Here is a 22,862-nt window from a genome sequence, read left to right as displayed (position 1 = left end):
AGCAAAAAGCGGACGTTTCCTTGGGCGAGCGGCGAATGGCGGCTTTTGGCACGGCAGCTCGCCTGAACGTCCAAAAGTGGTGGGGAGCGGACGTTTGTTAGAGATCGTTCCGCCAAGCCGCCCGAGCCATGAAGGTCGTTTGGCAGACGGCTACAAACACGACGGCACCAAAGAGCGTTAGCGTCGTGGTCTGGTGTTCGAGGATCGAACCAGTCACGATCATAGCCGCAAAGCCAAGCCATGCTGGAAGGCCAATCAAAAGCGTCACTGCTTTCAACCAGCGCGGGAACAGCCGCCAAGATGAGCCGAACGACCACATATCGAGAGCATTAATGTGTCAAAAGCTCCGCCGCAATGTCCGCTACTGGGGCGGCAGCGGCCTGCTCATTGAACTGGTCGAATTCCGGCGATATGCCGCTCGCGGCCAGCGTTGGGGAATTGGTAGACCCGCCGGTTACAACCGCCCTGCCTCGGCAGATTGCAAGTTCGAACCTTGCCGTTGGCCAACCTCACAACGGCCGTTTCGGTGGTCGCTCATGGTCGGTCGGAACGACCGTAATTGGGGCGAGAACGGACAGGCCGCTTTCTCCGCCGAAGCTGCCGTCGACGCCCTACCCGATAGCACGACCTGCATCGTTGAGGCGGTGTGACCGGGCCCACTGCGTGCGCAGCGGGTCCGGGGCAGGAGCCGGGAGGTTGGGGCATCAGCGGGGGCAGCGCTGCGCTATGAGGAGGGCTCCACGCAGCCCCCGCTGCCGACAGCGTTTGTGCCATTTCTATCTTGCGGCGGAATGTGCCTTTTCTAACTGGCGGCAACAGTTGCCCTGACCGTTTGTAAGCGCAACGTACAAATGGCACAGCTCAGCAAAATAGAGATGGCACACGCGTGCGTCCGCTGAGCCGATCGTGTCCATGGACGCTCTCGAAAATGAGGGCGTGCAGTGATGGCGGTGATGGCAATGAGCGATGCCGAGATCTCCCGGTTCGACACCTTGATGCGGCTCGACCGCGGCGAGCTTCGGCCCGCTGAGGCCATGCAGCTGCTGAGGCTGGAGCGCAGCACGCTCTCGCACGAGACGCTGCGGCAGCTGATGATCGGCGCCGGCCTGTGGAAGGCCAAGGCTGCCAAGCGCGCCAGGCTCCACCAGACCCGCAACCGGCGCGAGCGCCGCGGCGAACTCATCCAGGTCGACGGCTCGGACCATGACTGGTTCGAGGGTCGCGGCCCACGCTGCAGCCTGCTGGTCTATATCGACGATGCCACCAGTGAGCTGATGCACCTGGAGATGGCCGAGTCTGAGACCGCCCTCTCTTACATGCAGGCCACCCGCACTTATCTGGAGCGGCACGGCAAGCCGATTGCCTTCTATTCGGACAAGCACAGCGTGTTCCGCAACAACCGCGCTTCGGCCGATAGCGACGGCATGACGCATCTGGGGCGCGCCCTGGATGCGCTCGACATCGAGATCATCTGCGCCAACTCGCCGCAGGCCAAGGGCCGGGTCGAGCGCGCCAACAGCACGCTGCAGGACAGGCTGGTGAAGGCGATGCGGCTCGAGGGTGTCTCCAGCATCGCGCAGGCCAATCGCTTCCTCCCCTCCTACCTCGCCCAGCACAATGCGCGCTTCGCCTGCGTGCCGGCGGATCCGCAGGACGCGCATCGCCCGCTGGCGCCACACGAGAATGTCCAGGCCGAGCTGGTCTGGCGCGTCGAGCGCTCCGTCACCGGCGCCCTGGCGCTGCACTACAACAAGGCGATGTTCATCCTGGAGCCGACGCCACTCGCGCGGACTTTGGCCCGCAAGCGCGTCCATGTCTGCGAGTTTCCCGACGGCCGCATCGAGGTGCGGCACGGCGAAGTGGTCCTGCCCTACCGCGTCTACGACAAGATGCAGCGGGTGAACCAGGCCGAGATCGTCGAGAACAAGCGTCTCGGCGCGGCCCTCGCTATGGCGCAGGCGTTGCAGGCGGCGAGGCCGCACCACCGCAAGCGGAACAACAGCGAGCCGGTACGCAGTTCGACGTCGGTAGGCGTGTTCGCGGCCCCTACCCCTGCGGAACCGAAAATCGACCGCAGAACGCTATGCACGCCGAAGCTCAAGCGGATTCGACCCGCCGGGGCTTCCTGCTCTCCTGGGGGCGTCGGAACCGGTAGCTGATGGAAGCCCATCTATCCGCTCGCGCCCCAATTGTGTAGGTTCGCCTGGTCGGCTACCGCTAAACCTTATACTTGGAGGTTGCATGTCGGGGTTTGCGAACAGCGGGGACATACCTTTCTTGTTAGGCTTCGTTGCAGTGATCGCCACTCTTACTGCTGCCATAACGATTTCTACGCGACGCGCGCGACCTAACGCCAGTAGTGCCGCCGTCGCCATCACTTCGGCATTGGCGCTCCCCGCTGTCGTCTTCGCCTTGGGATTCTTAGCGTTCGTGTTGATGAGCACCGAAAACTCGCCAGATGCAGCTGGCATGCTTTTGGTTGGAGTGCTCGGTATGACGATCGTTGCCTTGCCGGTCAGCTTACTAACTTCCGTCGCGGTGGTTTCCATGCATCGGCGGTGAACGTCCGTTCCCCACCACCTTCGGTCATCTGCTGGAGCAAGCTTCCTCAATTCACTGGAGTGGCGGCTTTCGGCGCGGCCGATCGGATGAACGGCCGAAGGTGGTGGAGAGCGGACCGTCTGCTTTATGCAGGCTTTCGGCCGCGAGCTGTCGCTCTGGTCGGAATTGAGGCTCCGTATTCTGCCCACCACGCGGCGAGGGCTTCCATCGTCGGCCCAAGCCCGCGCGCCTTCGCCGTCATCTCATATTCGACCCGCGGCGGCACCTCGGCATAGACGGTGCGCGAGATCAGCCCATCGGCCTCCAGTTCGCGCAGCTGCGCCGTGAGCATGTGCTGGGTGATCCCCGGAATTGCTTTCCGCAGCTCGCCAAAGCGGTGGATCCGCTGATGCAGCAGCCACATTATCTCGAGCTTCCATTTGCCCGAAAGCAAGGCGAAGGCGCGCCGCATCTCGTCCTGCATCGTGAAGTCGCCATCAGTCATTAGTCGGGTTTTCCATACTAGCTGTCAATAATTCATCCTACTTGCGGCGAATCGTCCAGCACGACATCTTCCTACACGTTCCCGGTATCGCTGAGAATGCCCGCCTCGGGCATTGCGACGTCTGGGAACACAGCGGCCCGAGGCAGCGCAGAAGGAAAGATCATGTCTTCGACGTACGTCTATTGGATTAGCACAGCCTTGCTGTCGCTGCTCTACCTGTCGTCAGCGGCGCTGTATGTGGCGAAGCCCGCCTTCGCCCGCCAGGCGCAGGCCGATCTCGGCTATCAGGTCCCGCACCTCGTACAGTTTCTGGTCGTGGTGAAATTGCTGGCTCCAGCAGCGATCCTGTCGCGCGTCAGCTTGCCGCTCAGCGACCTCGCCTACGCCGGCATGTTCTTCCACTTGCTGCTCTCGGCGATGGCGCATCTTGGCGTGCGCAAACCTCAAGGTGCAATCCCTGCCATCGTCGGTCTCGCGCTCCTCGCTGCCTCTTTCATGACGCAGAACGCCGTGCGCGACGGCATCTCCCCCTATTCCCCGGCCTCGGCCGCGCACGCGAAAGGATAAGTTCATGCCCCGTCTCGAAGGAAAGGTCGCGATCGTCACCGGCGCCAGCCGTGGTATCGGTCGCGCGACCGCCAAGCTGTTTGCCGCCGAAGGTGCGAAGGTTGCGGTGCTCGCGCGCACCGCCGATAGCGTCGCGACCGTCGTCTCGGACATCGAGCACGCTGGCGGTGAAGCGATTGGTGTAACTTGCGATGTGAGCGATCCGCAGCAGATCGAGGCTGCGGTCGCCCAGGTGATCGTTGCCTATGGTCGTATCGACATCCTCGTGAACAACGCCTTCGATCCCTCGGTTGTCAGTTCACCGATCATCGAGCTGTCGGTCGAGCAGTTGCAGCGCAATTTCGACACCGGGCCGATCGCCCACCTGCGCATGATGCAGGCCTGTTTCCCGCACCTCAAGGCAAACCGCGAGGGCCGGATCATCAATTTCGCTTCGGTGGCCGGCGTCCACGGGATGGTACCCTACGGGCCTTACGCAATGGCCAAGGAAGCGATCCGGGCACTGACTCGAGTCGCCGCGCGTGAATGGGGGCCGTACGGTGTCACGGTGAACAACGTTTTGCCAGTGGCGGCGACCTATGACGAAATGACCGAGGCGGGGGTGCCCGCTCCCAACACCCCGCTCGCGCGGCTGGGATCGCCGGAGGAGGACATCGCTCCCGTTGTCCTGTTCCTCGCCAGTCGCGATGCGCAGTTCCTGACCGGCTACAGCCTCTCGCCCGATGGCGGGATGATGATCGACAGTGCACGCTGAATGTCCGCAAGTGGGGCGCGAGCTGCCCGTCCGCTCTCGCGGTCGATGCTGCCGTCGCGCGCGCTGCGACCATCGGTGGATCGCGCGACCGACAGCCGCGCGCGTGTCAGCCCTCAGCTTTCGACGACCTGGCCCGCCGGGGGCACGCGGACGATGAAATGTCCCTTCACGCCCTTCGGCCATTGCGCGAACGGCACCCGGCCATGCTCGCTCGCCGCATAATGTGCTGCATAGTCGAGGATCGCGCCGGCCGCCTCGGCGTCGGGCGTGAAGCGCCCCAGGACATAGCCTACCTTGTCCGGCGCCCGCAGGTGCACGGTACAGTGATCGTTGCAGGCGAACAGGCACGGCATCTGCTGGATCGCGATGCCGGCATAACGCGGGTCGGCGTCGCGAGCAGTGGTCAGCGCATCCGCCAGCAATGCACCGCCGCGGCGGCCCTGCGCATCCTCTCGCGTCTCGGTGCTGAAGCGGCAGGTGTTGCACACGACGATCGCGGGGCCGTCTTCTACGGAAGTAAGCATTGATTTCTCCTGGGGATCAGCGTTCGAACAGCCGGTCGGCGAGCGGCTCACGCGCCTGCCAGCCGCGACGTTCGAGCTCGGGGGTTTCGGAAGGCGCCGCGGGATAGCCGAGGCAGAGCAAGGCGATCAGCGTCCAGTCCTGCGGCACGTCCAGCAGGGTGCCGACGGCAGCGGGATCGAGGATCGATACCCAGCCGACCCCGATGCCGCGGGCGCGCGCGGCGAGCCACAGCGTGTGGATCGCCGTGACGCAGGAATAGCGCAGCATCTCCGGCATGGTGGCGATGCCCAGGCCGTGGCCGGCGGCGGGGCGTTCGTCGCAGAAGACGGCGAGCATCTCGGGCGCCTCGCGCAGCCCGTGGAGCTTCAGGGCACGATAGGCCTCCCGCCGCGCCTCGTCCGCGAAGCCGCCGGCCGCCCGGGCGTTCTCGGCATCGACATGGGCCGCGAGCCCCGCACGCACCGCGGGCGTCCGCACGCGCACGAACCGCCAGGGCTGCGCATTGCCGACCGACGGCGCGAGAGCCGCCGCTTCGAGCAAGGTCTGCAGGTCGCGCTCGGCGATCGGGGTCGCGGCGAAATGGCGCACGTCGCGGCGCCAGCGCAGCAGCGTGTCGAAGCGTTCAAGAAAGGCCGCGTCGAAGATGGGCGGTCCGCTCAGAACTCGATCCCCCGCTGCGCCTTCACGCCGGAGCGGAACGGATGCTTCACCTGCGTCATTTCGGTGACGAGGTCCGCCGCCTCGATCAGCGCATCGGGGGCGTTGCGGCCCGTGACGATGACATGCTTCATCGGCGGACGCGCGGCGAGCGTCGCCAGCACCTCGTCGAGCGGCAGATAGTCATAGCGCAGCGCGATGTTCAGTTCGTCGGCGAGCACCATGTCATAGGAAGGATCGGCGATCATCCGCTGCACTTCCTGCCATGCGGTGCGGGTCACGGCGATGTCGCGGGCGCGATCCTGCGTGTCCCAGGTGAACCCCTCCCCCATCGGCTTGAACTCCACCTGCCGGGGAAAGGCATCGAACACCGCCTTCTCGCCCGTCATCATCGCGCCCTTGATGAACTGGACCACGCCCACCTTCATGCCGTGGCCGATCGCGCGGACGACCATGCCCATCGCGGCGCTGCTCTTGCCCTTGCCCTTGCCGGTATGGACGATCAGCAGGCCCTTTTCCTCGGTCTTGCTCTCCATCATCATGGCGCGCGCGGCCTGGATCTTGCGCATCTTCTCGGCATGCGCGGCGTCGTCGCGGGTCATAGGGGTTCCTTTCGAAGCAGATAGACGTCCATGATCCAGCCATGGCGCGCGCGCAGTGCGGGGCGGGCCGCAACGATCCTCGGCCCAGCCTCCGCGAGGGGGCCGTGGTCGAGCGCCTGCTGCTCCATGCCCAGATAGGCGCCCCACCAGATGCGGATGCCCTGTGGATCGAGGGTCTGGAAGGCGCAGCCGCCGTCGAGCATCACGACCAGCGTATCGGCGCCCGGCGGCCAGCCATGGCTGCGCACCATGCGGCCGGTGGTAATGGTGACGGCACCGGCCAGCGGATTGAGCGGAATGGCGTGTGCGGCGGTGAGCGCCTGGATGCTGGTGATGCCGGGCACGACCCGCACGGCGGCACCGGCGAGCCGCGCCGCGATCCGCAGCGTGCTGTCGTAGAGCGACGGATCGCCCCAGACGAGCAGCGCGGCCGTGCCGCCGCAGGGCAGATGCGCGTGGAAGGCGGCGGTCCAGGCGGCGGCGATCGCGTCGTGCCAATCATGGACCGCCTGGATATAGTCCTCCCCTGCCCGCACCGGCATGTCGAATTCCGCGATCGACACGGGGCGGGTGAGCACCGCCGCGCAGATCGATCGGCGCAGATCGGCGAGATCGGGCGCGTTTTCCTTGCGCGGCACGAGGATCAGGTCGGCGGCGTTGAGGGCAGCGACCGCTTCCCCCGTCAGGTGCGCCGGATTGCCGGTTCCGATGCCGATCAGCTGGAGGGTGATCATGCCGCCGCCGCGATCAGGTGGAAGAAGCTGCCGGTCGCCCGCCCGCGCACCGACCCGGTTTCCGGAACGAGGTTGCCGTCCGCATCGCGCACGTCGGCCAGCGGCGCATCGGTTTGCGAAACGATCGTGGCGTAATGGAATTCGTGGCCGGTCAGCCGGGCCCCCGCCGGCAGGCCCGCGACGGGTGCGTGGAGTATCGCCTGGCGATAGCCGAGATGCATCCGGCGCTGCGCATGGCTGGTGACGAGGCCGAGCAGCCCCGCCATGCGGTGCGTTTCGCCGGCCTTGTCGACCAGCGCCTCGCCCAGCACCATATAGCCGCCGCATTCGCCGTGGACCGGCCGCGTCTCGGCATGGGCGCGCAGGCCGCCGAGGAAGCGCCCGGCTGCCGCGATCGTGCCGGCATGCAGCTCCGGATAGCCGCCCGGTAGCCAGACGAGGTCGGCATGCCTCGCCGGCGCTTCGTCGGCGAGCGGCGAAAAGGGCAGGATCTCCGCCCCCGCGCGCAACCAGCCCTCGAGCAGATGCGGGTAGAGGAAGGAAAAAGCCGCATCCTGGGCGATAGCGATCCGCTGTGCGGGCGGCGGCGGGCCGCCGGCCCCCGCCTCCCCCGCGCCCATCTGCGCCGACGCCTGCGCTGCCGCGCGCACTGCGGCGAGATCGACATGCTCGCGCAGGAAATCGGCATAGTCGCCGATCACGCGGTCGAGGTCGGGATGTTCCACCGCCTGCACCAACCCCAGGTGCCGCTCCGGCAGGACGAGATCCGCACGCCGCGGGAGGGCGCCGAGCACGCGAATGCCGGCGGCGTCCATGCCGGTGCGGACCAGCCGCTCGTGGCGGGGACTGGCGACGCGGTTGAGGATCACGCCGGCGAACGGCACGTCCGGATCCAGCCCCGCAAAGCCCAGCGCCGTCGCCGCGGCCGACTGCGCCTGCCCGGACACGTCGACCACCAGGATCACCGGCCAGCCATAGCGTCGGGCGAGATCGGCGGTTGCCCCGGTGCCGCTTGCGCCGCGCTGGGCCACGCCGTCGAACAGGCCCATCGATCCCTCGGCCAGGACCAGATCGGCTCCCCGCGCCTCTCCGACCAGCGCGTCGAGCAGCGCCCCGTCCATCGCCCAGCTATCGAGGTTGCGGGAGGGCCGTCCGGAGGCGGCGCGGTGAAAGGCGGGGTCGATATAATCGGGGCCGTTCTTGAACGGCGCCACAGCGATGCCCTCGTCCCGCAGCGCGCGGAGCAGGCCCAGCATCACCGTGGTCTTGCCGGTGCCGGAGGCCGGCGCCGCGACGATCAGGCCGGGCGGGCTCATTCGCTGCGCCCGGCGAACGGCGAGGACGCGTCCTGCGGCCGGAAGCGGCGGTCGTAGCCGGCGGCATAGAGGCTGCTCTCGGCAAAGTCCTCCGCCGCCAGCACCGGCCCGACCAGGATCAGCGCGGTCCGCTCCATGCTACCGGCCACCGCGCCTTCGATCGTCGCCAGCGTCGCCCGAACGATGCGCTGGTCGGGCCAGCTCGCCCGCCACACGACGGCGACGGGACAGTCCGCGCCGTAGGCGGGCAGCAGATCGGCGACCAGCGTCGCCAGATTGTGGATCGACAGGTGGATCGCCAGCGTCGCGCCAGTCGCGGCAAAGTTGGTCAGGCTCTCGCGCTCGGGCATGCGGCTGGCGCGCCCCGGCGTGCGGGTGAGGACCAGCGACTGGCCCAGCTCGGGCAGGGTCAGCTCCGCCTCGAGCGCGGCGGCGGCGGCGGCGAAGGACGGGACGCCCGGTGTGACGGTGAACGGAATGCCCAGCGCGCGCAGCCGGCGCAGTTGCTCGCCCATCGCCGACCATACCGAAAGATCGCCCGAGTGCAGCCGGGCAACGTCGTTGCCGGCAGCATGCGCGGCAACGATCTCCGCCAGGATCGCGTCCAGGTCCATCGGCGCGGTGTTCACGATCCGCGCGCCCGGCGGACAATGCGCGAGGATCGCCTCCGGGATCAGCGAGCCGGCATAGAGGCACACCGGGCTCGCCGCGATCAGGTCGCGGCCGCGCAGCGTCAGCAGGTCGGGTGCGCCGGGACCGGCGCCGATGAAATGAACGGTCATTCGGAAGTTCCTTCAGCGATGGCGCAGGTCACCATGCGATCGGGGGAGATCTGTCGCGCGACGAGCAGCCGCGCATCGGGGCCGGCGGCGACCAGCGCGGCCGCCTCGGCGACGCTGCCGGTGCCGCGCGCGGCGAGGCTGGCAGGCGATCGGGTGGGCGTCGCCACGGCTGCGAGGTCCTCTACCGCGATCATCGGGAGGCCGAGCGCGGCCAGCAGCGGCAGCTTGTCCGCTGCCGTGGCGACATGGGTTACGGGCGGCACGCCGGTCTGCGCCAGGGCGAGTGCCGATCGCAGCGAGGCGGCGGTCGTGCCGGTGCGATAGCCAAAGCCTGCGACGATCATCGCGTGACGCTCCACTGGACCACCGGATAGCGGGCGCGCCAGCCATGGCGGGTGCCGAGCGGCACCGCGTCAGCCAGTTCGATGCGCAACAGGCTGCCGCCTGCCGCGCCGTTCCACTGGGCGAGCAGCGCCTCGGACTCGAGCGTCACCGCGTTCGCCACCAGCCGCGTGCCTGCAGGCAGACGCGCCCACAGGGCCTCGAGCATCGCCTGCGACAGGCCGCCGCCGATGAACACGGCATCGGCCCGGCCCTCGGGCAGGACGCCGGGTGCGCGGCCTTCCAGAACGTCCAGGCGCTCGACGCCCAGCCGCGCTGCGTTGGCGCGGGCGCGTTGGGCACGGACGGCGTCGGCTTCCACCGCGATCGCCCGGTTGGCGGCATGCGCCAGCAGCCATTCGATGCCGATCGAGCCGGAGCCGGCGCCGATGTCCCACAGCAGTTCGCCCGGTCGCGGCGCCAGGGCCGACAGGGTGAGCGCGCGCACCGGCTGCTTGGTGAGCTGGCCATCGGAATCGAACCAGCTGTCGGGTCGCCCTGCGGCGATCGGCAGCACCGCGCCTGCGCCCGCCACGTCGATCCCGATCGCCACCGGATGCGCGACGTCGTCCAGGGCGAACGCGGCAGCCTGCGTTGCCCGCACCCGCTCGCGGGTGCCGCCCAGCGCCTCCAGCACGTGCAGCGTCGAGGCCCCGAAGCCCTGCTCCGACAGATATCCCGCCAGTTCGGTCACGGCGCTCCCGTCGCGCACCAGCACCAGCAGGCGCCGCGCGGGTGCAAGGTGCGGACGCAGCCGCGCGAAGGGCGCGGCGTGCAAGCCCAGGCAATCGACATCCTGCACCGCCCAGCCCAGCCGCGCGGCGGCCAGCGCAAAGCTGGAGGGCGCCGGATGCGCAATCCATTCGTCGCGGGCCAGATGCCGCGTGACGCTGGTGCCCGCGCCGAACCAGAAGGGATCGCCCGAGGCGAGCATCACCACGCGTCGCCCGCGCTCGGCCAGCAGCAGCGGCACGCCGTCGGCAAAGGGCACTGGCCATTCCCGCACTTCGCACCTAAGCCCCGGCAGCAGCGAAAGGTGGCGGGCGGCGCCGAGCACCAGTTCGGCCGTCTCCAGCGCCTGCCGGGCAGCGCAGGAGAGGTCCTCCGCGCCAGCCTCGCTCAGTCCGACGATGGTCAGCCAGGGAAGATCAGCCATGCCGAACGTCCTGCTGCTGGGCGGCACCACCGAAGCCAGCGCGCTGGCCCGGCTGTTTGCCGAGCGCGGCGTAGCTGCGACGCTCAGCTATGCCGGACGTACCGAAAAGCCGCGGGCGCAGCCGATCCCGATGCGCATCGGCGGCTTTGGCGGCGTCAACGGGCTGGCGCGCTACCTGCGCGACGAACGGGTGACGCATCTGGTCGATGCCACCCATCCCTTTGCCGCGACGATGAGCGCCAACGCGGTAGCGGCTGCCCGCGCCGCGGACGTGCCGCTGCTTGCGCTCACCCGCCCCGCCTGGCTGCCTGCGGCGGGTGACCGATGGACCCATGTCCCGGACATCGCGGGCGCGGTCGCGGCACTTGGGGGCCGGCCGCGGCGCATCCTGCTCGCGCTCGGCCGGCTGCATGTCGCGGCATTCGCCGCCGCACCGCAGCACCATTATGTGCTGCGCTTCGTCGATGCCGCAGTGGCGCCGCCCGCCCTGCCCGATCACCATCTGATCGTCGACCGCGGCCCCTTCACCGTGGAAGGCGACCGCGCGCTGATGGTTGGGCACGGCATCGATCTGGTGGTGTGCAAGAATGCGGGCGGCACCGGTGCCGCGGCGAAGCTGGCCGCCGCCCGGGCGCTGGGCGTCCCGGTGGTGATGATCGAGCGCCCAGCGCTGCCGCCGCGCGCCGAGGTCACCGATCCGCATGCGGTGCTGGCCTGGCTCGATCATGCGCCCTCTCCGGCGAAGCGCGGCGTGTAGAGGATCGGCCCCGCCGGACGTTCGATACGGCGGGTGGTGCTGGAGCCGAGGATCACCATCGTCCGCATGTCGGCCATTTCGGGCCTCGCCTCGCCCAGCGGCACGACGTGCAGCGCCTCCTCCGGGGTCGAGACGGCGCGGGCGAACAGGATGGGACGATCGGCTCCACACAGCGCGCGCAGGAGATCAAGGACGCGCGCAAAGCCGTGCGGCCGCGCCTTGGAACGCGGATTGTAGAAGGCCATCGCGAAATCGGCCTCGACAGCCAGTCGCAGCCGCTTTTCGATCAGGCTCCAGGGCTTCAGATTGTCCGAGAGGTTGATCGTACAGAAATCATGGCCGAGCGGGGCCCCCGCGCGTGCGCTCGCGGCGAGCATGGCGGTGATTCCCGGCAGCACGCGGATGTCGATGGCGCGCCAGGCTTCGGGGCCCGCCTCCAGCGCCTCGAACACTGCCGACGCCATCGCAAACACGCCCGGGTCCCCGGAGGAGACCACCACCACCCGGCGGCCCTCGGCGGCAAGACCGAGCGCCAGTGCGGCGCGATCGAGTTCGACGCGATTGTCGGAGGCGTGCAGCACCAGTCCCTCCCGAGGCGCCACCCGCGCCACATAGGGGATGTAGCCGATCACGTCCGTCGCCTGCGCCAGCGCCTCGGTGACCTCGGGCGTCACCAGCGCCGCGTCCCCCGGCCCTAGCCCGGCAACGGCGAGCCAGCCGCTCATGGACGACGCCCCCGGCCGTGGATCAGCAGGATCGAGAAATAGGGGGTGACGTGTGTCGCCTCGGCGAGCGGGGTCACGCGCTGCTCGGGCATGGCGGCGTGCTCGACCAGCCAGGCCTCGTCTTCGCGCCCAGCCGCCGCCACGGCGCGGCGCAGCTTGGCCAGGTTACGGCCGATCTTCATCACCACCAGCGCGTCGGTATCGCGGATGCGGCGGACCAGTTCCTCCTCGGGCAGCGTCGCCATCGCGATGGTCAGCACGTCGTCACCCCAGGTGATCGGCTGCCCGGTGGCGTTCCAAGCGCCCGCCATGCCGGTGATCCCCGGCACCACCGCCACCGGCACGCGACCCGAGAGACGGGTGTGCAGGTGCATGAACGAGCCGTAGAAAAACGGGTCGCCCTCGCACAGCACCACCACATCCTCGCCCGCCTGCGCGAGCGCGAGCAGCCGATCGGTGCATTGGGCGTAAAAGGCGGAGAGGATAGCGTTGTAGCGCGGATCGGTCAGCGGGATTTCGGTGGTGACCGGATACTCCATCGGCAGCTCGATCGCGTCGGCGCGCAGCATGCCGTCGGCGATCCGCCGCGCCTGGCCTGGCCGTCCGGCCTTGCGGAAATAGGCGACGTGACGGGCCCCGCGCACCAGCCGGTCGGCGCGGACGCTCAGCAGGTCCGGCGCGCCCGGCCCGAGCCCGACGCCGTGAATGGTCCCGGCGCTCATTCGGCCCGGCTTGCCAGTGCGTTGACCGCGGCAACGGTGATCGCGCTGCCGCCCAGCCGCCCCTCGACGATGCAGCAGGGCACCGGGGCCGCCGTCCACAGCGCCGCCTTGGATTCCACCGCGCCGACAAACCCGACCGGACAGCCGATGATCGCCGCCGGACGCGGACAGGCCGGGTCCTCCAGCATGTTGAGCAGGTGGAACAGTGCCGTCGGCGCGTTGCCGATCGCCACCACTGCCCCGGCCAGATGCGGCCGCCACAGCTCCAGCGCCGCGGCGGAACGGGTGTTCGCCATCGCGCGGGCCAGTTCCGGCACCTGTGGATCGTGGAGCGTGCAGCGCACGGTGTTGTCGGCAGGCAGGCGCGGCCGGGTGATCCCCTCCGAAACCATCCGCGCATCGCACAGGATCGGCGCACCGCCTGCCAGCGCGGCGCGCGCCGCGACCACGAAGCCCGGCGAGAATCGGATGTACGGCGCCAGTTCCACCATCCCCGCCGCGTGGATCATCCGCACCGCCACGGGCTCCTCCTCGGGTGAGAAGCGCGCGAGATCGGCTTCCGCACGGATCGTCGCGAAGGACTGGCGATAGATGGCGGCGCCATCGGTTTCGTAGCAATGGGGCATCAGGTGGTTCCGAAGAGGGAAAGCAGGGCGTCGGGCGTGTGCGCGGCATGCGCGGGCGTTCCCCCGGCGCGCGCGGCAAAGGCGAGATCGAGCAACCCTTCGCGTCCGGTCACCACCACATCGGCGACGCGGGCACAGGCGCATCCCTTGGCGCAGCCGGAGACGTGCAGCCGCCCCGTGACAAGCGGGGCGAGGCGGGCCGCGAGGGTGCGCGTCTCGACGGTGGCTTGCGGGCATGCCGGCGCGCCAACACAGGCATCGGCGCGCAGCAGCGGGTCTGCCGGATCGGTGATCAGCGCGAGATCGACGGGCGCGGCGCCTTCGATCAGCAGCATGCGCCAGGGCGTGACCCGCACCGGCGAAAGATTGTCCATCCCGCCGCCGAGCAACTGCCGCGCATCGAGTTGCCCGAAGGCGACGCCGAGCACTGCGCCGAGCGCGTGCGGCCCCGGTCGCAGCGGCGCCCCTCCGGCTGCGGGCGGCAGCTGGGCAGGCGCCCAGTCGGGCAGCGCTGCATCGTGCCGTGCTGCTCGCCCGGCCGTGAGCCCGCCGCTTTCGACGAACCAGCGCGCCAGCCGGACGAGCGCGCTCGCCTCGTCTCCGAACGACAGCTCCGTTCCGGCGGTCCTTCCATCCAGCCGCAGGATCAGCGCCCCCTCCCCGCTGCGCTCGATGCGGAAATCCCCCGGCGCGTCGCGCAGCAGCGGCTCCGGGCCGGCATCGATCACGAAGCCGATCTTGCCCGGCAGCGCCGGCACGGCATCGAGCCTCGCGAGCAGGTCGCCGGTGATGCGGTGCGTGTCGTCGCCCACGCGCCAGTCGGGCGCGACCAGGAAGGTCCGGCGCTGCTCCATATCCGGATCGACATCGACGAGATCGAGCGCGATCAACCGTTCGATCAGCAGCGGCCAGGCAGCATCCGAAACGCCGCGCAGCTGCAGATTGCCCCGGTTGGTAAGATCGATCAGCCCGTTGCCATGCGCGAGCGATACCTCGCACAGGCCGTGCAGCTGCCGTTGCGTGAGCCGCGCCAGACGCGGCTTCACCCGTACCAGCAACCCGTCGCCGGCCGCCATCGGCCGCCACGCATCGGGGCACCAGCCGCGTACCGCGAAGCCGCTCATGCAGCGCCTCCCAGGCCAGCGAGGATCGAATTGCGGCGCGTCTGCCACAGGCCCGCGGCGTGCAAGGCCGCGAAGCGGGCCTCCATCGCCGCCAGCGCCGCCGGGTTCTCGCGCGCCAGGAAGTCGCGCACCGTCGCATCGCCAAGCGTGGCATCGTGATAGAGGTCGAACAGCTGCGGCGGCACCGCGCCCGCCAGATGGGCGAAAGCACCGAGATGATCGAGCGTCGCGGCGATCTCCGCGGCACCACGGAAGCCATGGCGGCACATGCCCGCGATCCAGCCCGGATGGGCGGCGCGCGCGCGCACGACGCGGGCGATCTCCTCGGTCAGCGGGCGGGCGACCGGCCTGGTCACGTCCCGCGCATCCAGATGGTACAGCGCGGCACGTCCGCCGCCCAGCGCCTTGGCGGCTGCGAACCCGGCTTCGTGCGCCGGGTAATCGGCGGCGAGCAGCAGGTCGGTTTCGGGCAGGTCCTGGAGGTGAACAAACACATCCGCAGCCGCGACCCGCGCGCGAATGCCGTCTGCATCCGCCTGCGGTTCCTGCCCGTCAAAGGCGTGATCCGAAGCCGCCAGCCAGGCCTCGCCCGCGCGGCGACGGGCCTCGTCGGTATAGGTGTCGGCCGCTTCGCCCATCCCGAGACCATAGCTGCCCGGCCTGGGGCCATAGACGCGCGGGGCAGCGTCGCGGCCGACGAACGGGTTCCATTCCGCCGCCTCCTCGCGGCCTGCGAGTGCGCGCACCGCCTGGCCGAACAGCTGCGGCAGTGTCGGGAAGGCATCGCGGAACAGGCCCGACACGCGGAGCGTCACGTCGATGCGCGGCCGGTCCAGCATGGCGAGCGGCAGGATCTCCACGCCGGTGACCCGCTCCGAGGCGGGGTCCCAGACGGGCGCGGCGCCCAGCAGGTGCAGCGCCATCGCGAACTCCTCGCCCGCCGTGCGCATGGTCGCGGAGCCCCAAAGGTCCACCACCAGCCCGCGCGGATAATCGCCATGGTCCTGGAGGTGCCGCCGGATCAGCTCGTCGGCGAGCACGATGCCCTGCAGATGCGCGGCGCGGCTCGGCACCGCGCGCGGATCGATCGCGTAGAGATTGCGGCCGGTGGGCATCACGTCGGTCCGTCCCCGATGGGGCGACCCCGCCGGTCCCGCGGCGACGCGCCTGCCCGCCAGCCCCGTCAGCAGCCCGTCCCGCTCCGCCGAACCGCAGGCGCCGCGGCCGAACACATGCAGCCCGTCTCCGAACTGGCCCTCCTTCACGTCGCAGACGAACCGGTCGATACGGGTGATCGCCTCGGCGGCGCTCATGGCGGTGTCGAGGCCAAGCTCGGCCTCCACGCCTGCAGCGCGGGCCTCGTCCCGGATGGCGGCCTGCAGCCGGTCGCGCCGCGCGGGATCGAGCCCGACCGCGTTGGAGAATTCGTCAAGCAGCGCCTCGATCCGCGCCAGGCCCGCGCCCGTGCCGGCGGTCTTCAGCGGCGGTGGCAGATGGCCGATCGTCACCGCGCCGGTACGCCGCTTCGCCTGCGCCGCCTCGCCGGGATCGTTGACGATGAACGGATAGAGGATCGGCAGGCTGCCGGTCAGCGCCTCGGGCCAGCAGCCGTCCGACAGCGCCACGGCCTTGCCCGGCAGCCATTCCAGCGTCCCGTGCGCGCCGACATGGACCAGCGCGTCGATCCCCTGCGTCTGCAGCCACAGATAGAAGGCCACATAGGCATGACGGGGCACGCGCGTGACGTCATGATAGCTGTCCTCGCGGGTGCCCGTGTCGCCGCGCTCGGGTTGAAGCGCGACGAGCATCCTGCCGGCGCGCAGTGCCGGAAAGCGGAAGGCCCCGTCGATGACGGCGGGGTCCGCCTCCGGGGCGCCCCAGGCATCGACCAGAGCGGCGCGAAGCGGTTCCTGCAGACGGGCAAGCGCTTGCGCATAGTCGCGCAGGGGCCAGTCCAGCGTCTCGGACTGCAAGCGCGTCGCCAGTCCCGCCACAGCCTCGCCCAGATCGGCCGCGATGGCCTCGGCGGAGGCGAGCGCGTCGAGACCCACGGCATGGGCAAGCTGATAGGTCTTGCCGGGATAGGTGGAGAGCAAGAGCGCAACGCGGCGTTCCGCGGCGGGCTTCACGGCAAGGGCGATCCAGCGGGCTACGCGCTCGACGATGGCGGCGATCCGCTCGGGTTCGGCCCGGTGGATGGTGCGGGCGAAGCCGAGATCGGCGTCACGTGCCTCGGCCCGCTTGAAGCTGGCGACGCCGGCGAAGATGCGGCCATCGATCTCCGGCAACACGACGTGCATTGCCAGATCGGCGGGCGACAAACCGCGATCCGAGCCCGCCCATGCCTCACGGGGAGCGGTGGCGAGCGCCAGCTGGAACACCGGCACGCCCGCCGCGTCGAGCGGGGATCGCCCCTGTTCGTCGCGGGCGGAAAAGGCAGTGGCGTTGACAATGGCGGCGGGTGCGAGATCGCGCACCCACTGCTCGACCTGCGCGCGCGCATCGGGCGCCTTGAGCGACGGCACGAAGACCGACAGCGTATCGAAGCCGCGCGCCTCGAAGGCGTGGTGCAGCGCCTCGAAGGGCTGGACGTCGCTGGCCGCAAGATAGGAGTGATAGAAGACGATCAGCACCAGCGGCTTGTCCGCACGTTGCCACGGGCAGCCTTGGGGCACCCGCAGCGCGCTTTCGCGGGGCTGGAGATTGTCGGGCCGGTAAGCGCCGAGCGCCGGATGCCAGAAGCCGAATGCCGGCAACGGCGTGTAGGGCGCGCGCGCAGCCGAAGGCAGGTCCGCTGCCTCGGCCAAGACCCCCAGCGCCGCCTGCGCCGCTTCGGCCCCGCCCGCGTCGCACAGTAGCGCCAGCTCGCGCAGCACGGAGCCGGGGACCGTCGACGCGGCCTCCAGCCGTTCGTCGCGGCGACCGTCCGCCGATAGCACCGCCAGCGCGATGCCGCGTTCGCGCGCCAGCGCCTCGACCTGCTGGAGCCCATAGCTCCAATAGGGCATGCCGCCGATCAGGCGGATCAGGATGGCCTTCGCGCCCGAGAGTGTCCGCTCGACATAGGTATCGACCGAAAGCGGGTGCATCAGCGCCGCCAGGTTCGCCAATCGCAGCGAGGGGCGTTTCCCCTGCCCTGCACGCCAGGCAGCCGCGAACGCACCGAGATCGCTGTCGGAGAAGGACAGCACCACCAGGTCCGCGGGCGCCTGCCCGAGATCCTGGGGCGCGGCGTTCTCCTCCAGCCCGTGCGTCTCGCGGAAAAGGACGTGCATCGCCCGCCTGCCTCAGCCGGCCAGCACCGCGCGGAAGACTTCGGGGCTGACGTCGTCATGCTCGGCGATCGCGACCAGCGCGGTGCTGCGCGGCTCCCCCGGCCGCCAGGGCCGATCATATTGATGCCGCACCCGCGCGCCGACCGCCTGGACCAGCAGCCGCATCGGCTTGCCGGTCACCGCCGCATAGCCCTTCACCCGCAGCACCTTGTGCTCGCGCGCCAGCAGCTCGATCCGGGCGACCAGATCGGCGGGATCGGCGATCTCGCCGAAGGTCACGACGGTGCTGTCGAAATCCTCATGCTCGTGATCGTCGGTGCCGTCATGGTGCGAGGGGCGCGCGGCGAGATCGTCCTCTGCGGCGGCGCCCAGCCCCAGGATCACGCGCGGGTCGATCGCGCCTTCGCGGATCTCGACCACCGGCACCGGCCGCGGGGCCTCGGCGGCGATCACCGCCCGGGCGGCGGCGACCCCCTCGGGTCCGGCAAGGTCCACCTTGGTGAGCAGCACCATGTCGGCGCAGGCGAGCTGGTCCTCGAAGACTTCGGCGAGCGGCGTCTCGTGGTCGATGCCCGGATCGGCGGCACGCTGGGCTTCCAGCGCTTCCAGGTCGGGCGCGAACCGGCCCTCGGCCACCGCCTCGGCATCGGCGAGCGCCAGGACGCCATCGACAGTGATGCGGCTGCGGATCGCGGGCCAGTCGAACGCCTTGAGCAGCGGCTTGGGCAGTGCCAGGCCCGAGGTCTCGATCAGGATATGGTCGGGGCGCGGCTCGAGCGCGAGGAGGCGCTCGACCGTGGGGATGAAATCGTCGGCGACGGTGCAGCAGATGCAGCCATTGGCCAGCTCGACGATGTTCTCCGCCGGGCAATCGGGGATCGCGCAGGATTTGAGGATCTCGCCGTCGACGCCCAGCGTGCCGAACTCGTTGACGACCACCGCCAGGCGACGGCCGCCGGCATTCTGGATCAGGTGGCGGATCAGCGTGGTCTTGCCGGCGCCCAGAAAGCCGGTGACGATGGTGACGGGAACCTTGGCAAGGTCGGTCATGAACAGTCTTCCCCCCGCGCCGGAGCGAACGGGCTGGGCTTCCCGGAACAACGTCCGGCCGGCGCGCGACGACGGGCGGGCGCGAAGGCACCCCTCACCACGCGACCGTGCAGCCCCAGCCGCACAGCTTCGTCGCTCGAACGGAAGCAAGACCGTGCCGCGGCCATCCCCTGGACCAAGGCAAGAGCGACCGTTGCGCCGGCAGGTCTCCTGGCTTGCGGGTCACGGCGCGCTGCACGCCTTCCCAGGCCGGATCGGCCCAGTGGCAGCCCCGAGGGGCGAGTGCATCGCGCTATCCGCTCACAGTTGCAGGGACAGCCGCGGATTTGGCAGCCTAAGGCTCCCGCACCGCATTCCCGATTAAGCCCCTCGTCGGGGCACCGGCGCGATCTTCGAGGGCCCAAGCCGGGCCTTCGCCCCCGGCTCTATACGCGCACCTCGATCTCGTCCAGCCTCTGCCAGCGATAGATGGCGAAGCTGATCAGCCAGCAGCCGACGAACAGGCCGATGATCGCGAAGCCGAGCCCGTTGAAATGCGCCCCCAGATCGACCGCGAGCCCGAACGGCCAGCTCGTCCAGCCCATCTTGTCGCCGACCAGCGCCAGCGTCTCGATGCCGCCGATCACGATCGCGACCAGCGCGGAGATGAGCGTGATCGTGACGTTGTAGTAAAGCTTGCGGATCGGCTTCACGAATGCCCATTGATAGGCCCCCAGCATCACCACGCCGTCGAGCGTGTCGACCAGCGCCATGCCGGCGGCGAACAGCGCCGGCAGCACCAGCAGCGTGCCGAGCGAGACGCCGTGCGCGGCCTGTCCTGCCGACATGCCCAGGATCGCGACTTCGGTCGCGGTGTCGAAGCCCAGGCCGAACAGGAAACCCAGCGGCGCCATGTGCCAGCTCTTGCTGACCAGCCGAAACATCGGCCCGAACAGCTTCGACAGCGGCCCGCGTGAGCCCGTCAGCAGGTTCAGATCGTCCTCCGCATAGGCGCCACCGGCACGGACATGCTGGAACGTCTTCCATACCGAGCGCAGGATGATCAGGTTCATCGCCGCGATCGCGAACAGGAACAGCGCGGATACGCAGGTGGCGACCACGCCGCCCACCTCCCTGAACGCGCCCATGCCCGCCAGCGCGCTGGTGGTGAGCGCGATGCCCGTGGAGGCGATGGCGATGATCCCCGAATGGCCAATTGCGAACCACAGGCCCGTCGCGATCGGGCGCTGCCCGTCGTTCATCAGCTTGCGGGTAACGTTGTCGATCGCGGCGATATGGTCGGCGTCGACGGCGTGGCGCAGGCCCAGCCCCCAGGCAAGCAATGCCGTGCCGAGCATCAAGGGCTGGGCATGGAACAGGGCGAAGGCCCAGCCCCAGGCGGCGAGATTGGCCGCGACCAGGGCTGCGAACAGCAGCGCCACGCGGCCACGCAGGGCAAGGAAAGACAAGCGAGGGCACTCCGGCGGCGTCGTGCGACCTGGCCGGGGCCCACCGCGAACGGCCGGTCGTGCACCCCGGCCGGACGCTTCCCAAGCGACCGGGCCACGCGACCACGAACGGCCCCCGCCGCTCAAGCGTCGCTCAGACGGAGTACACCGTGCCGCGGCCATCCCCTGGGCCAGGGCAAGAGCGACCGGACGCCGGCAGGTCTCCTGGCTTGCGGGTCACGGCGCGCTGCACGCCTTCCCAGGCCGGATCGGCCCAGTGGCTGCCCCTCGGGTGGAGGCCAGTGCATCGCGCTATCCGCTCACAGTTGCAGGGACAGCCGCGGATTTGGGAGCCCAGGCTCCCGCACCGCATTCCCGATTAAGCCCCTCGTCGGGGCACCGGCGCGATCATCCTGCCTTGGTAGGACAACACCCGGATCGGATCAACCACGGCCTAGAGCGAAAGTCCCGCCCGCCGCAGCGGCAGGCCACCGTTCGGCGCCGCCCGCAGGAAGTGCAGCGCGGAAAGTAGCGTGAGCATCCCCACCGCGACCGCGGCCGCATAGCAGCAGGCGATGAAGAATGTCAGCCAGCGCACGTCCGGCACGCCGAGACTGTGGACGAGGAGCAGCGCCACGCTGCCGACATAGCCCGAGGCATCGGCGATATAGATCAGGAAGCCGGCATTGGCGGCCGTGCCGATCGTCGCGATCATGCGATCGAACAGCATCGCGTTGAACGGCGTATAGGCCAGGTACAGCCCCGCGCCCGCCACGATCATCCAAGGGAGCGGCGCCAGCAGGCCTGCCTGGAAGGCCAGCGTCGATCCGCCCAGGCACGCCGCACCCAGCAGGATCAGCCCGTGCATCGCCAGGAGCGCCCGGAGATTGTCCCGGATGAGCATCAGCAGCGCCAGCGCAGCGAGCGTCAGCAGCGCCACCGGCAATTCGCTGGCGGAGAACACCGCCGCCTCGCCACCATAGCCCAGCGACGTCCAGAGCTCGGTCGCGTAGTTGTCGCGCAGGTCGCGCAAGGCCGTGAGCAGGACATAGCCGAATACGAGCATCACCAGCGTCGAGCCATGGGCGCGCAGAAAGGCCCGCCGCTCGGCCGCATGCATCGGCACGCGGACCGTGCGCTCCGCCTCGTCCCGCGCATCGGGCGGCGGCAATCGCTCGAGCTGCCACAAGGCGATCGACAGCAGCGGGGCGAAGGCAAGCCCGGTCGCGGCGGGCATCCAGCGTTCGGCCACGCCCGCTCCCATCAGCAGCATCGCCACCGATTTCACCACGCCCGACGACAGGATGAAACTGGCGCACAGCATCGCGCCGAGCAGCTCGGTCGCACGCCGCCCCTCGACATAGCTGAAGACCAGGCCCCAGATCAGCCCCAGCGGCAGGCCGTTGAGGAACAGGCAGGCGACGTTCCACGGTGCCGGCATCAGCGCGAAAAGGACCAGCGCGATCCACGACGTGCCGATCAGCGCCAGGATCATGCGGGCGCGGCCCTGCCGGCCTGTTTCGGAGATCACGCGTACGCCGATCAATTTGGACAGGGCGTAGCCGATCACCTGGGCAATCAGCAGCGCCGCCTTGTAATCGACGGCGAAATGCCAGCCGGCGACATCCGCATAGGTGCCCACCGCGAACGGCTTGCGGAACGCGTACATGGCGAAATAGGCGCCGAACGCCGCAAGGCCGCCCAGGAACAGCGCCAAGCCCGAAGCGGTTTGCGCCCGGGCAGGCGCGCCGTCACCGTCCATCTCACTTCCTCAAGAAATCGCCGCGCTTGTGCCCTGCATGCGCGACGGCTTCATGACATCGCAGTCAACGGCGCCTCCCTCACCAGGGGCGGACCCGAAGTGCCGCAGCTTCCGCGGCACAGGCGGCCCCGTCGGGCCGCGGTGCCGTGGCGCGAAGCCGTGCAACCTCCTGGCGGGCTGCTGCCAGATCGCGCTGGTAGGCGAGCGAGGTCTGGAGGACCGCGAAAACCGATGCGCCTGCCAGATAGCCGGCCTCCACCGCGCTCTTGCTGTGCGACCCGCAGATGGCCCGGCTTTCGCCATAGGCGCGGCCGCGCGCCAGGATGGCGGAGGCCCTGTCCGGCATCACCTGCGCAAGGATCTGCGCTTCCAGCCAGCCATTGGCGGTGTGGCCGGACGGGTAATCGCCATTGCCGGCAAGGTGCGCGGTCTTCGCTTCGCAGATCGGGCCTTCTTCGCGCAGATAGGGGCGCGGCACCTGGTACGCGGCCTTTACCTTCCCCACCACCGGGCCCGTCCCGACGCGCGCCAGCAACTGCGTCAGCACCGGCGCGCGCGCCGCATCGAGCACGATCTGCATGGCGCAGGCGTTCCGGCCGAGCGGATCGTTGGTGACGTCGTCGGCGGCGATCCGCCAGCGGGCGCTCCCCTGGAGCTTTCGTGTCGCGCGGAACACGGCCATGTCCAGCTGCGCCGCGGCACTTCCCGCCGCGGGCGGGGGCGGCAGGATTGCCATTCCGTCGGGATACTGATCGGCGGTCAGGTACGGGTGGGTGTCGCCGGCCTGTGTCGCCGCCAGGACCAGCGACAGCACGGCTGCCATGCCCGCGCGGATCATGCGACCCTCCATGCACGGCCGGCGGAGCGTGGGCGC

Annotated in this window: 24 protein-coding genes, 1 pseudogene and 2 riboswitches; of the genes and pseudogenes, 6 read left to right on the top strand and 19 right to left on the bottom strand. The window is 69.5% G+C overall.

From position 1 onward, the window contains the following. Positions 1-97: 97 nt before the first annotated feature. A complete protein-coding gene (locus SPI01S_RS22575) occupies positions 98-319 on the bottom strand; it encodes a hypothetical protein (protein WP_169804446.1) in 222 nt (73 codons plus the stop codon). Between the two features lie 104 nt (positions 320-423). Between SPI01S_RS22575 and SPI01S_RS22095 the strand changes: the two are divergent. From SPI01S_RS22095 to SPI01S_RS02870, 3 genes and pseudogenes are all read left to right on the top strand, one after another. Then, positions 424-505 (top strand): annotated as a pseudogene (locus SPI01S_RS22095). A 439-nt stretch (positions 506-944) separates the two neighbouring features. Then, positions 945-2,159, top strand: coding sequence for an ISNCY family transposase (locus tag SPI01S_RS02875; RefSeq protein ID WP_066717891.1), 1,215 nt, complete (start codon positions 945-947; stop codon positions 2,157-2,159). Positions 2,160-2,241: 82 nt separating this feature from the next. Then, positions 2,242-2,562, top strand: coding sequence for a hypothetical protein (locus SPI01S_RS02870; RefSeq protein WP_066717885.1), 321 nt, complete (start codon positions 2,242-2,244; stop codon positions 2,560-2,562). 124 nt (positions 2,563-2,686) lie between these two features. Here SPI01S_RS02870 and SPI01S_RS02865 read toward each other — a convergent pair whose 3' ends face one another. After that, entirely contained in the window at positions 2,687-3,025 is a 339-nt protein-coding gene (locus SPI01S_RS02865; protein ID WP_281179417.1) for a winged helix-turn-helix transcriptional regulator, read from the bottom strand. Between the two features lie 219 nt (positions 3,026-3,244). On the opposite strand from SPI01S_RS02865, the gene SPI01S_RS02860 reads away from it, so the two are divergent. Both SPI01S_RS02860 and SPI01S_RS02855 read left to right on the top strand, forming a co-directional pair. Further along, positions 3,245-3,613 (top strand): DoxX family protein, encoded by a 369-nt coding sequence (locus SPI01S_RS02860; protein WP_218017571.1) that lies wholly within the window; start codon positions 3,245-3,247, stop codon positions 3,611-3,613. Between the two features lie 4 nt (positions 3,614-3,617). Beyond that, positions 3,618-4,367: an SDR family NAD(P)-dependent oxidoreductase gene (locus SPI01S_RS02855; RefSeq protein WP_066717878.1), complete on the top strand. Its 750-nt coding sequence runs from the start codon at positions 3,618-3,620 to the stop codon at positions 4,365-4,367. A gap of 113 nt (positions 4,368-4,480) precedes the next feature. On the opposite strand, the gene SPI01S_RS02850 is transcribed toward SPI01S_RS02855, so the two are convergent. The 8 genes from SPI01S_RS02850 to SPI01S_RS02815 are packed head-to-tail and all read right to left on the bottom strand — an operon-like array spanning position 4,481 to position 10,520. Continuing rightward, positions 4,481-4,891: a DUF1636 domain-containing protein gene (locus SPI01S_RS02850; RefSeq protein WP_066717875.1), complete on the bottom strand. Its 411-nt coding sequence runs from the start codon at positions 4,889-4,891 to the stop codon at positions 4,481-4,483. A gap of 16 nt (positions 4,892-4,907) precedes the next feature. Then, positions 4,908-5,552 (bottom strand): 5,6-dimethylbenzimidazole synthase, encoded by a 645-nt coding sequence (gene bluB, locus SPI01S_RS02845; protein ID WP_066717872.1) that lies wholly within the window; start codon positions 5,550-5,552, stop codon positions 4,908-4,910. Continuing rightward, the gene (cobO, locus tag SPI01S_RS02840) at positions 5,549-6,151 is read right to left on the bottom strand and encodes a cob(I)yrinic acid a,c-diamide adenosyltransferase (protein WP_066717870.1); all 603 of its coding nucleotides are present in this window, start codon (positions 6,149-6,151) and stop codon (positions 5,549-5,551) included. Before cobO ends, bluB begins: the two co-directional genes overlap by 4 nt. Beyond that, a complete protein-coding gene (cobF, locus tag SPI01S_RS02835; protein ID WP_066717869.1) occupies positions 6,148-6,885 on the bottom strand; it encodes a precorrin-6A synthase (deacetylating) in 738 nt (245 codons plus the stop codon). The genes cobO and cobF overlap by 4 nt, the downstream gene beginning before the upstream one ends. Further along, complete coding sequence (locus SPI01S_RS02830) at positions 6,882-8,201, bottom strand: cobyrinic acid a,c-diamide synthase CobB (protein WP_066717867.1); 1,320 nt, start codon at positions 8,199-8,201, stop codon at positions 6,882-6,884. The genes cobF and SPI01S_RS02830 overlap by 4 nt, the downstream gene beginning before the upstream one ends. Beyond that, entirely contained in the window at positions 8,198-8,983 is a 786-nt protein-coding gene (cobM, locus tag SPI01S_RS02825) for a precorrin-4 C(11)-methyltransferase (protein ID WP_066717864.1), read from the bottom strand. Before cobM ends, SPI01S_RS02830 begins: the two co-directional genes overlap by 4 nt. Beyond that, positions 8,980-9,327: a cobalamin biosynthesis protein gene (locus SPI01S_RS02820; RefSeq protein WP_066717861.1), complete on the bottom strand. Its 348-nt coding sequence runs from the start codon at positions 9,325-9,327 to the stop codon at positions 8,980-8,982. The genes cobM and SPI01S_RS02820 overlap by 4 nt, the downstream gene beginning before the upstream one ends. After that, positions 9,324-10,520, bottom strand: a complete 1,197-nt coding sequence (locus tag SPI01S_RS02815) for a bifunctional cobalt-precorrin-7 (C(5))-methyltransferase/cobalt-precorrin-6B (C(15))-methyltransferase (RefSeq protein ID WP_066717858.1) — start codon at positions 10,518-10,520, stop codon at positions 9,324-9,326. Before SPI01S_RS02815 ends, SPI01S_RS02820 begins: the two co-directional genes overlap by 4 nt. Here SPI01S_RS02815 and SPI01S_RS02810 point away from each other — a divergent pair. Beyond that, a complete protein-coding gene (locus SPI01S_RS02810; RefSeq protein ID WP_066717855.1) occupies positions 10,519-11,277 on the top strand; it encodes a cobalt-precorrin-6A reductase in 759 nt (252 codons plus the stop codon). The two genes, SPI01S_RS02815 and SPI01S_RS02810, sit on opposite strands and share 2 nt — an antisense overlap. Here SPI01S_RS02810 and cobJ read toward each other — a convergent pair. The 9 genes from cobJ to SPI01S_RS02765 form a co-directional block, all read right to left on the bottom strand. Beyond that, a complete protein-coding gene (gene cobJ / locus SPI01S_RS02805) occupies positions 11,244-12,002 on the bottom strand; it encodes a precorrin-3B C(17)-methyltransferase (RefSeq protein ID WP_066717852.1) in 759 nt (252 codons plus the stop codon). The two genes, SPI01S_RS02810 and cobJ, sit on opposite strands and share 34 nt — an antisense overlap. After that, complete coding sequence (gene cobI, locus SPI01S_RS02800; RefSeq protein WP_066717849.1) at positions 11,999-12,724, bottom strand: precorrin-2 C(20)-methyltransferase; 726 nt, start codon at positions 12,722-12,724, stop codon at positions 11,999-12,001. The genes cobJ and cobI overlap by 4 nt, the downstream gene beginning before the upstream one ends. Then, entirely contained in the window at positions 12,721-13,350 is a 630-nt protein-coding gene (locus SPI01S_RS02795) for a precorrin-8X methylmutase (RefSeq protein ID WP_066717846.1), read from the bottom strand. The genes cobI and SPI01S_RS02795 overlap by 4 nt, the downstream gene beginning before the upstream one ends. Next, complete coding sequence (locus SPI01S_RS02790) at positions 13,350-14,474, bottom strand: ferredoxin-like domain-containing protein (RefSeq protein ID WP_066717843.1); 1,125 nt, start codon at positions 14,472-14,474, stop codon at positions 13,350-13,352. Before SPI01S_RS02790 ends, SPI01S_RS02795 begins: the two co-directional genes overlap by 1 nt. Then, entirely contained in the window at positions 14,471-17,749 is a 3,279-nt protein-coding gene (gene cobN, locus SPI01S_RS02785; protein ID WP_066717841.1) for a cobaltochelatase subunit CobN, read from the bottom strand. The genes SPI01S_RS02790 and cobN overlap by 4 nt, the downstream gene beginning before the upstream one ends. Positions 17,750-17,761: 12 nt before the next feature. After that, on the bottom strand, positions 17,762-18,799 hold the full coding sequence (gene cobW / locus SPI01S_RS02780) for a cobalamin biosynthesis protein CobW (RefSeq protein ID WP_066717838.1): 1,038 nt from the start codon (positions 18,797-18,799) through the stop codon (positions 17,762-17,764). 183 nt (positions 18,800-18,982) lie between these two features. Next, a riboswitch (cobalamin riboswitch) is annotated at positions 18,983-19,199 on the bottom strand. 25 nt (positions 19,200-19,224) lie between these two features. After that, a complete protein-coding gene (locus tag SPI01S_RS02775; RefSeq protein WP_245653447.1) occupies positions 19,225-20,247 on the bottom strand; it encodes a HoxN/HupN/NixA family nickel/cobalt transporter in 1,023 nt (340 codons plus the stop codon). Positions 20,248-20,424: 177 nt separating this feature from the next. Continuing rightward, positions 20,425-20,645, bottom strand: a riboswitch (cobalamin riboswitch). Between the two features lie 35 nt (positions 20,646-20,680). Next, positions 20,681-21,988, bottom strand: coding sequence for a DUF5690 family protein (locus tag SPI01S_RS02770; protein ID WP_066717835.1), 1,308 nt, complete (start codon positions 21,986-21,988; stop codon positions 20,681-20,683). 79 nt (positions 21,989-22,067) lie between these two features. Beyond that, positions 22,068-22,826: an acid phosphatase gene (locus tag SPI01S_RS02765; RefSeq protein WP_169804445.1), complete on the bottom strand. Its 759-nt coding sequence runs from the start codon at positions 22,824-22,826 to the stop codon at positions 22,068-22,070. Positions 22,827-22,862 lie beyond the last annotated feature (36 nt).

Origin of the sequence: Sphingomonas pituitosa NBRC 102491 (assembly GCF_001598435.1) — a bacterium.
In the GTDB taxonomy this organism is placed as follows: domain Bacteria; phylum Pseudomonadota; class Alphaproteobacteria; order Sphingomonadales; family Sphingomonadaceae; genus Sphingomonas; species Sphingomonas pituitosa.
The sequence above is the reverse complement of the archived record's forward strand: the minus strand, read 5'-3'. Positions and strand labels throughout refer to the sequence as shown.

Excerpts from the sequence above, each read along its gene's own strand:
- SPI01S_RS22575 (WP_169804446.1), bottom strand. The coding sequence starts at position 319 with ATGTGGTCGTTCGGCTCATCTTGGCGGCTGTTCCCGCGCTGGTTGAAA.
- SPI01S_RS02875 (WP_066717891.1), top strand. The coding sequence starts at position 945 with ATGGCGGTGATGGCAATGAGCGATGCCGAGATCTCCCGGTTCGACACC.
- SPI01S_RS02870 (WP_066717885.1), top strand. The coding sequence starts at position 2,242 with ATGTCGGGGTTTGCGAACAGCGGGGACATACCTTTCTTGTTAGGCTTC.
- SPI01S_RS02865 (WP_281179417.1), bottom strand. The coding sequence starts at position 3,025 with ATGCAGGACGAGATGCGGCGCGCCTTCGCCTTGCTTTCGGGCAAATGG.
- SPI01S_RS02855 (WP_066717878.1), top strand. The coding sequence starts at position 3,618 with ATGCCCCGTCTCGAAGGAAAGGTCGCGATCGTCACCGGCGCCAGCCGT.
- SPI01S_RS02850 (WP_066717875.1), bottom strand. The coding sequence starts at position 4,891 with ATGCTTACTTCCGTAGAAGACGGCCCCGCGATCGTCGTGTGCAACACC.
- cobO (WP_066717870.1), bottom strand. The coding sequence starts at position 6,151 with ATGACCCGCGACGACGCCGCGCATGCCGAGAAGATGCGCAAGATCCAG.
- cobF (WP_066717869.1), bottom strand. The coding sequence starts at position 6,885 with ATGATCACCCTCCAGCTGATCGGCATCGGAACCGGCAATCCGGCGCAC.
- SPI01S_RS02830 (WP_066717867.1), bottom strand. The coding sequence starts at position 8,201 with ATGAGCCCGCCCGGCCTGATCGTCGCGGCGCCGGCCTCCGGCACCGGC.
- cobM (WP_066717864.1), bottom strand. The coding sequence starts at position 8,983 with ATGACCGTTCATTTCATCGGCGCCGGTCCCGGCGCACCCGACCTGCTG.
- SPI01S_RS02820 (WP_066717861.1), bottom strand. The coding sequence starts at position 9,327 with ATGATCGTCGCAGGCTTTGGCTATCGCACCGGCACGACCGCCGCCTCG.
- SPI01S_RS02810 (WP_066717855.1), top strand. The coding sequence starts at position 10,519 with ATGCCGAACGTCCTGCTGCTGGGCGGCACCACCGAAGCCAGCGCGCTG.
- SPI01S_RS02815 (WP_066717858.1), bottom strand. The coding sequence starts at position 10,520 with ATGGCTGATCTTCCCTGGCTGACCATCGTCGGACTGAGCGAGGCTGGC.
- cobJ (WP_066717852.1), bottom strand. The coding sequence starts at position 12,002 with ATGAGCGGCTGGCTCGCCGTTGCCGGGCTAGGGCCGGGGGACGCGGCG.
- cobI (WP_066717849.1), bottom strand. The coding sequence starts at position 12,724 with ATGAGCGCCGGGACCATTCACGGCGTCGGGCTCGGGCCGGGCGCGCCG.
- SPI01S_RS02795 (WP_066717846.1), bottom strand. The coding sequence starts at position 13,350 with ATGCCCCATTGCTACGAAACCGATGGCGCCGCCATCTATCGCCAGTCC.
- SPI01S_RS02790 (WP_066717843.1), bottom strand. The coding sequence starts at position 14,474 with ATGAGCGGCTTCGCGGTACGCGGCTGGTGCCCCGATGCGTGGCGGCCG.
- cobN (WP_066717841.1), bottom strand. The coding sequence starts at position 17,749 with ATGCACGTCCTTTTCCGCGAGACGCACGGGCTGGAGGAGAACGCCGCG.
- cobW (WP_066717838.1), bottom strand. The coding sequence starts at position 18,799 with ATGACCGACCTTGCCAAGGTTCCCGTCACCATCGTCACCGGCTTTCTG.
- SPI01S_RS02770 (WP_066717835.1), bottom strand. The coding sequence starts at position 21,988 with ATGGACGGTGACGGCGCGCCTGCCCGGGCGCAAACCGCTTCGGGCTTG.
- SPI01S_RS02765 (WP_169804445.1), bottom strand. The coding sequence starts at position 22,826 with ATGATCCGCGCGGGCATGGCAGCCGTGCTGTCGCTGGTCCTGGCGGCG.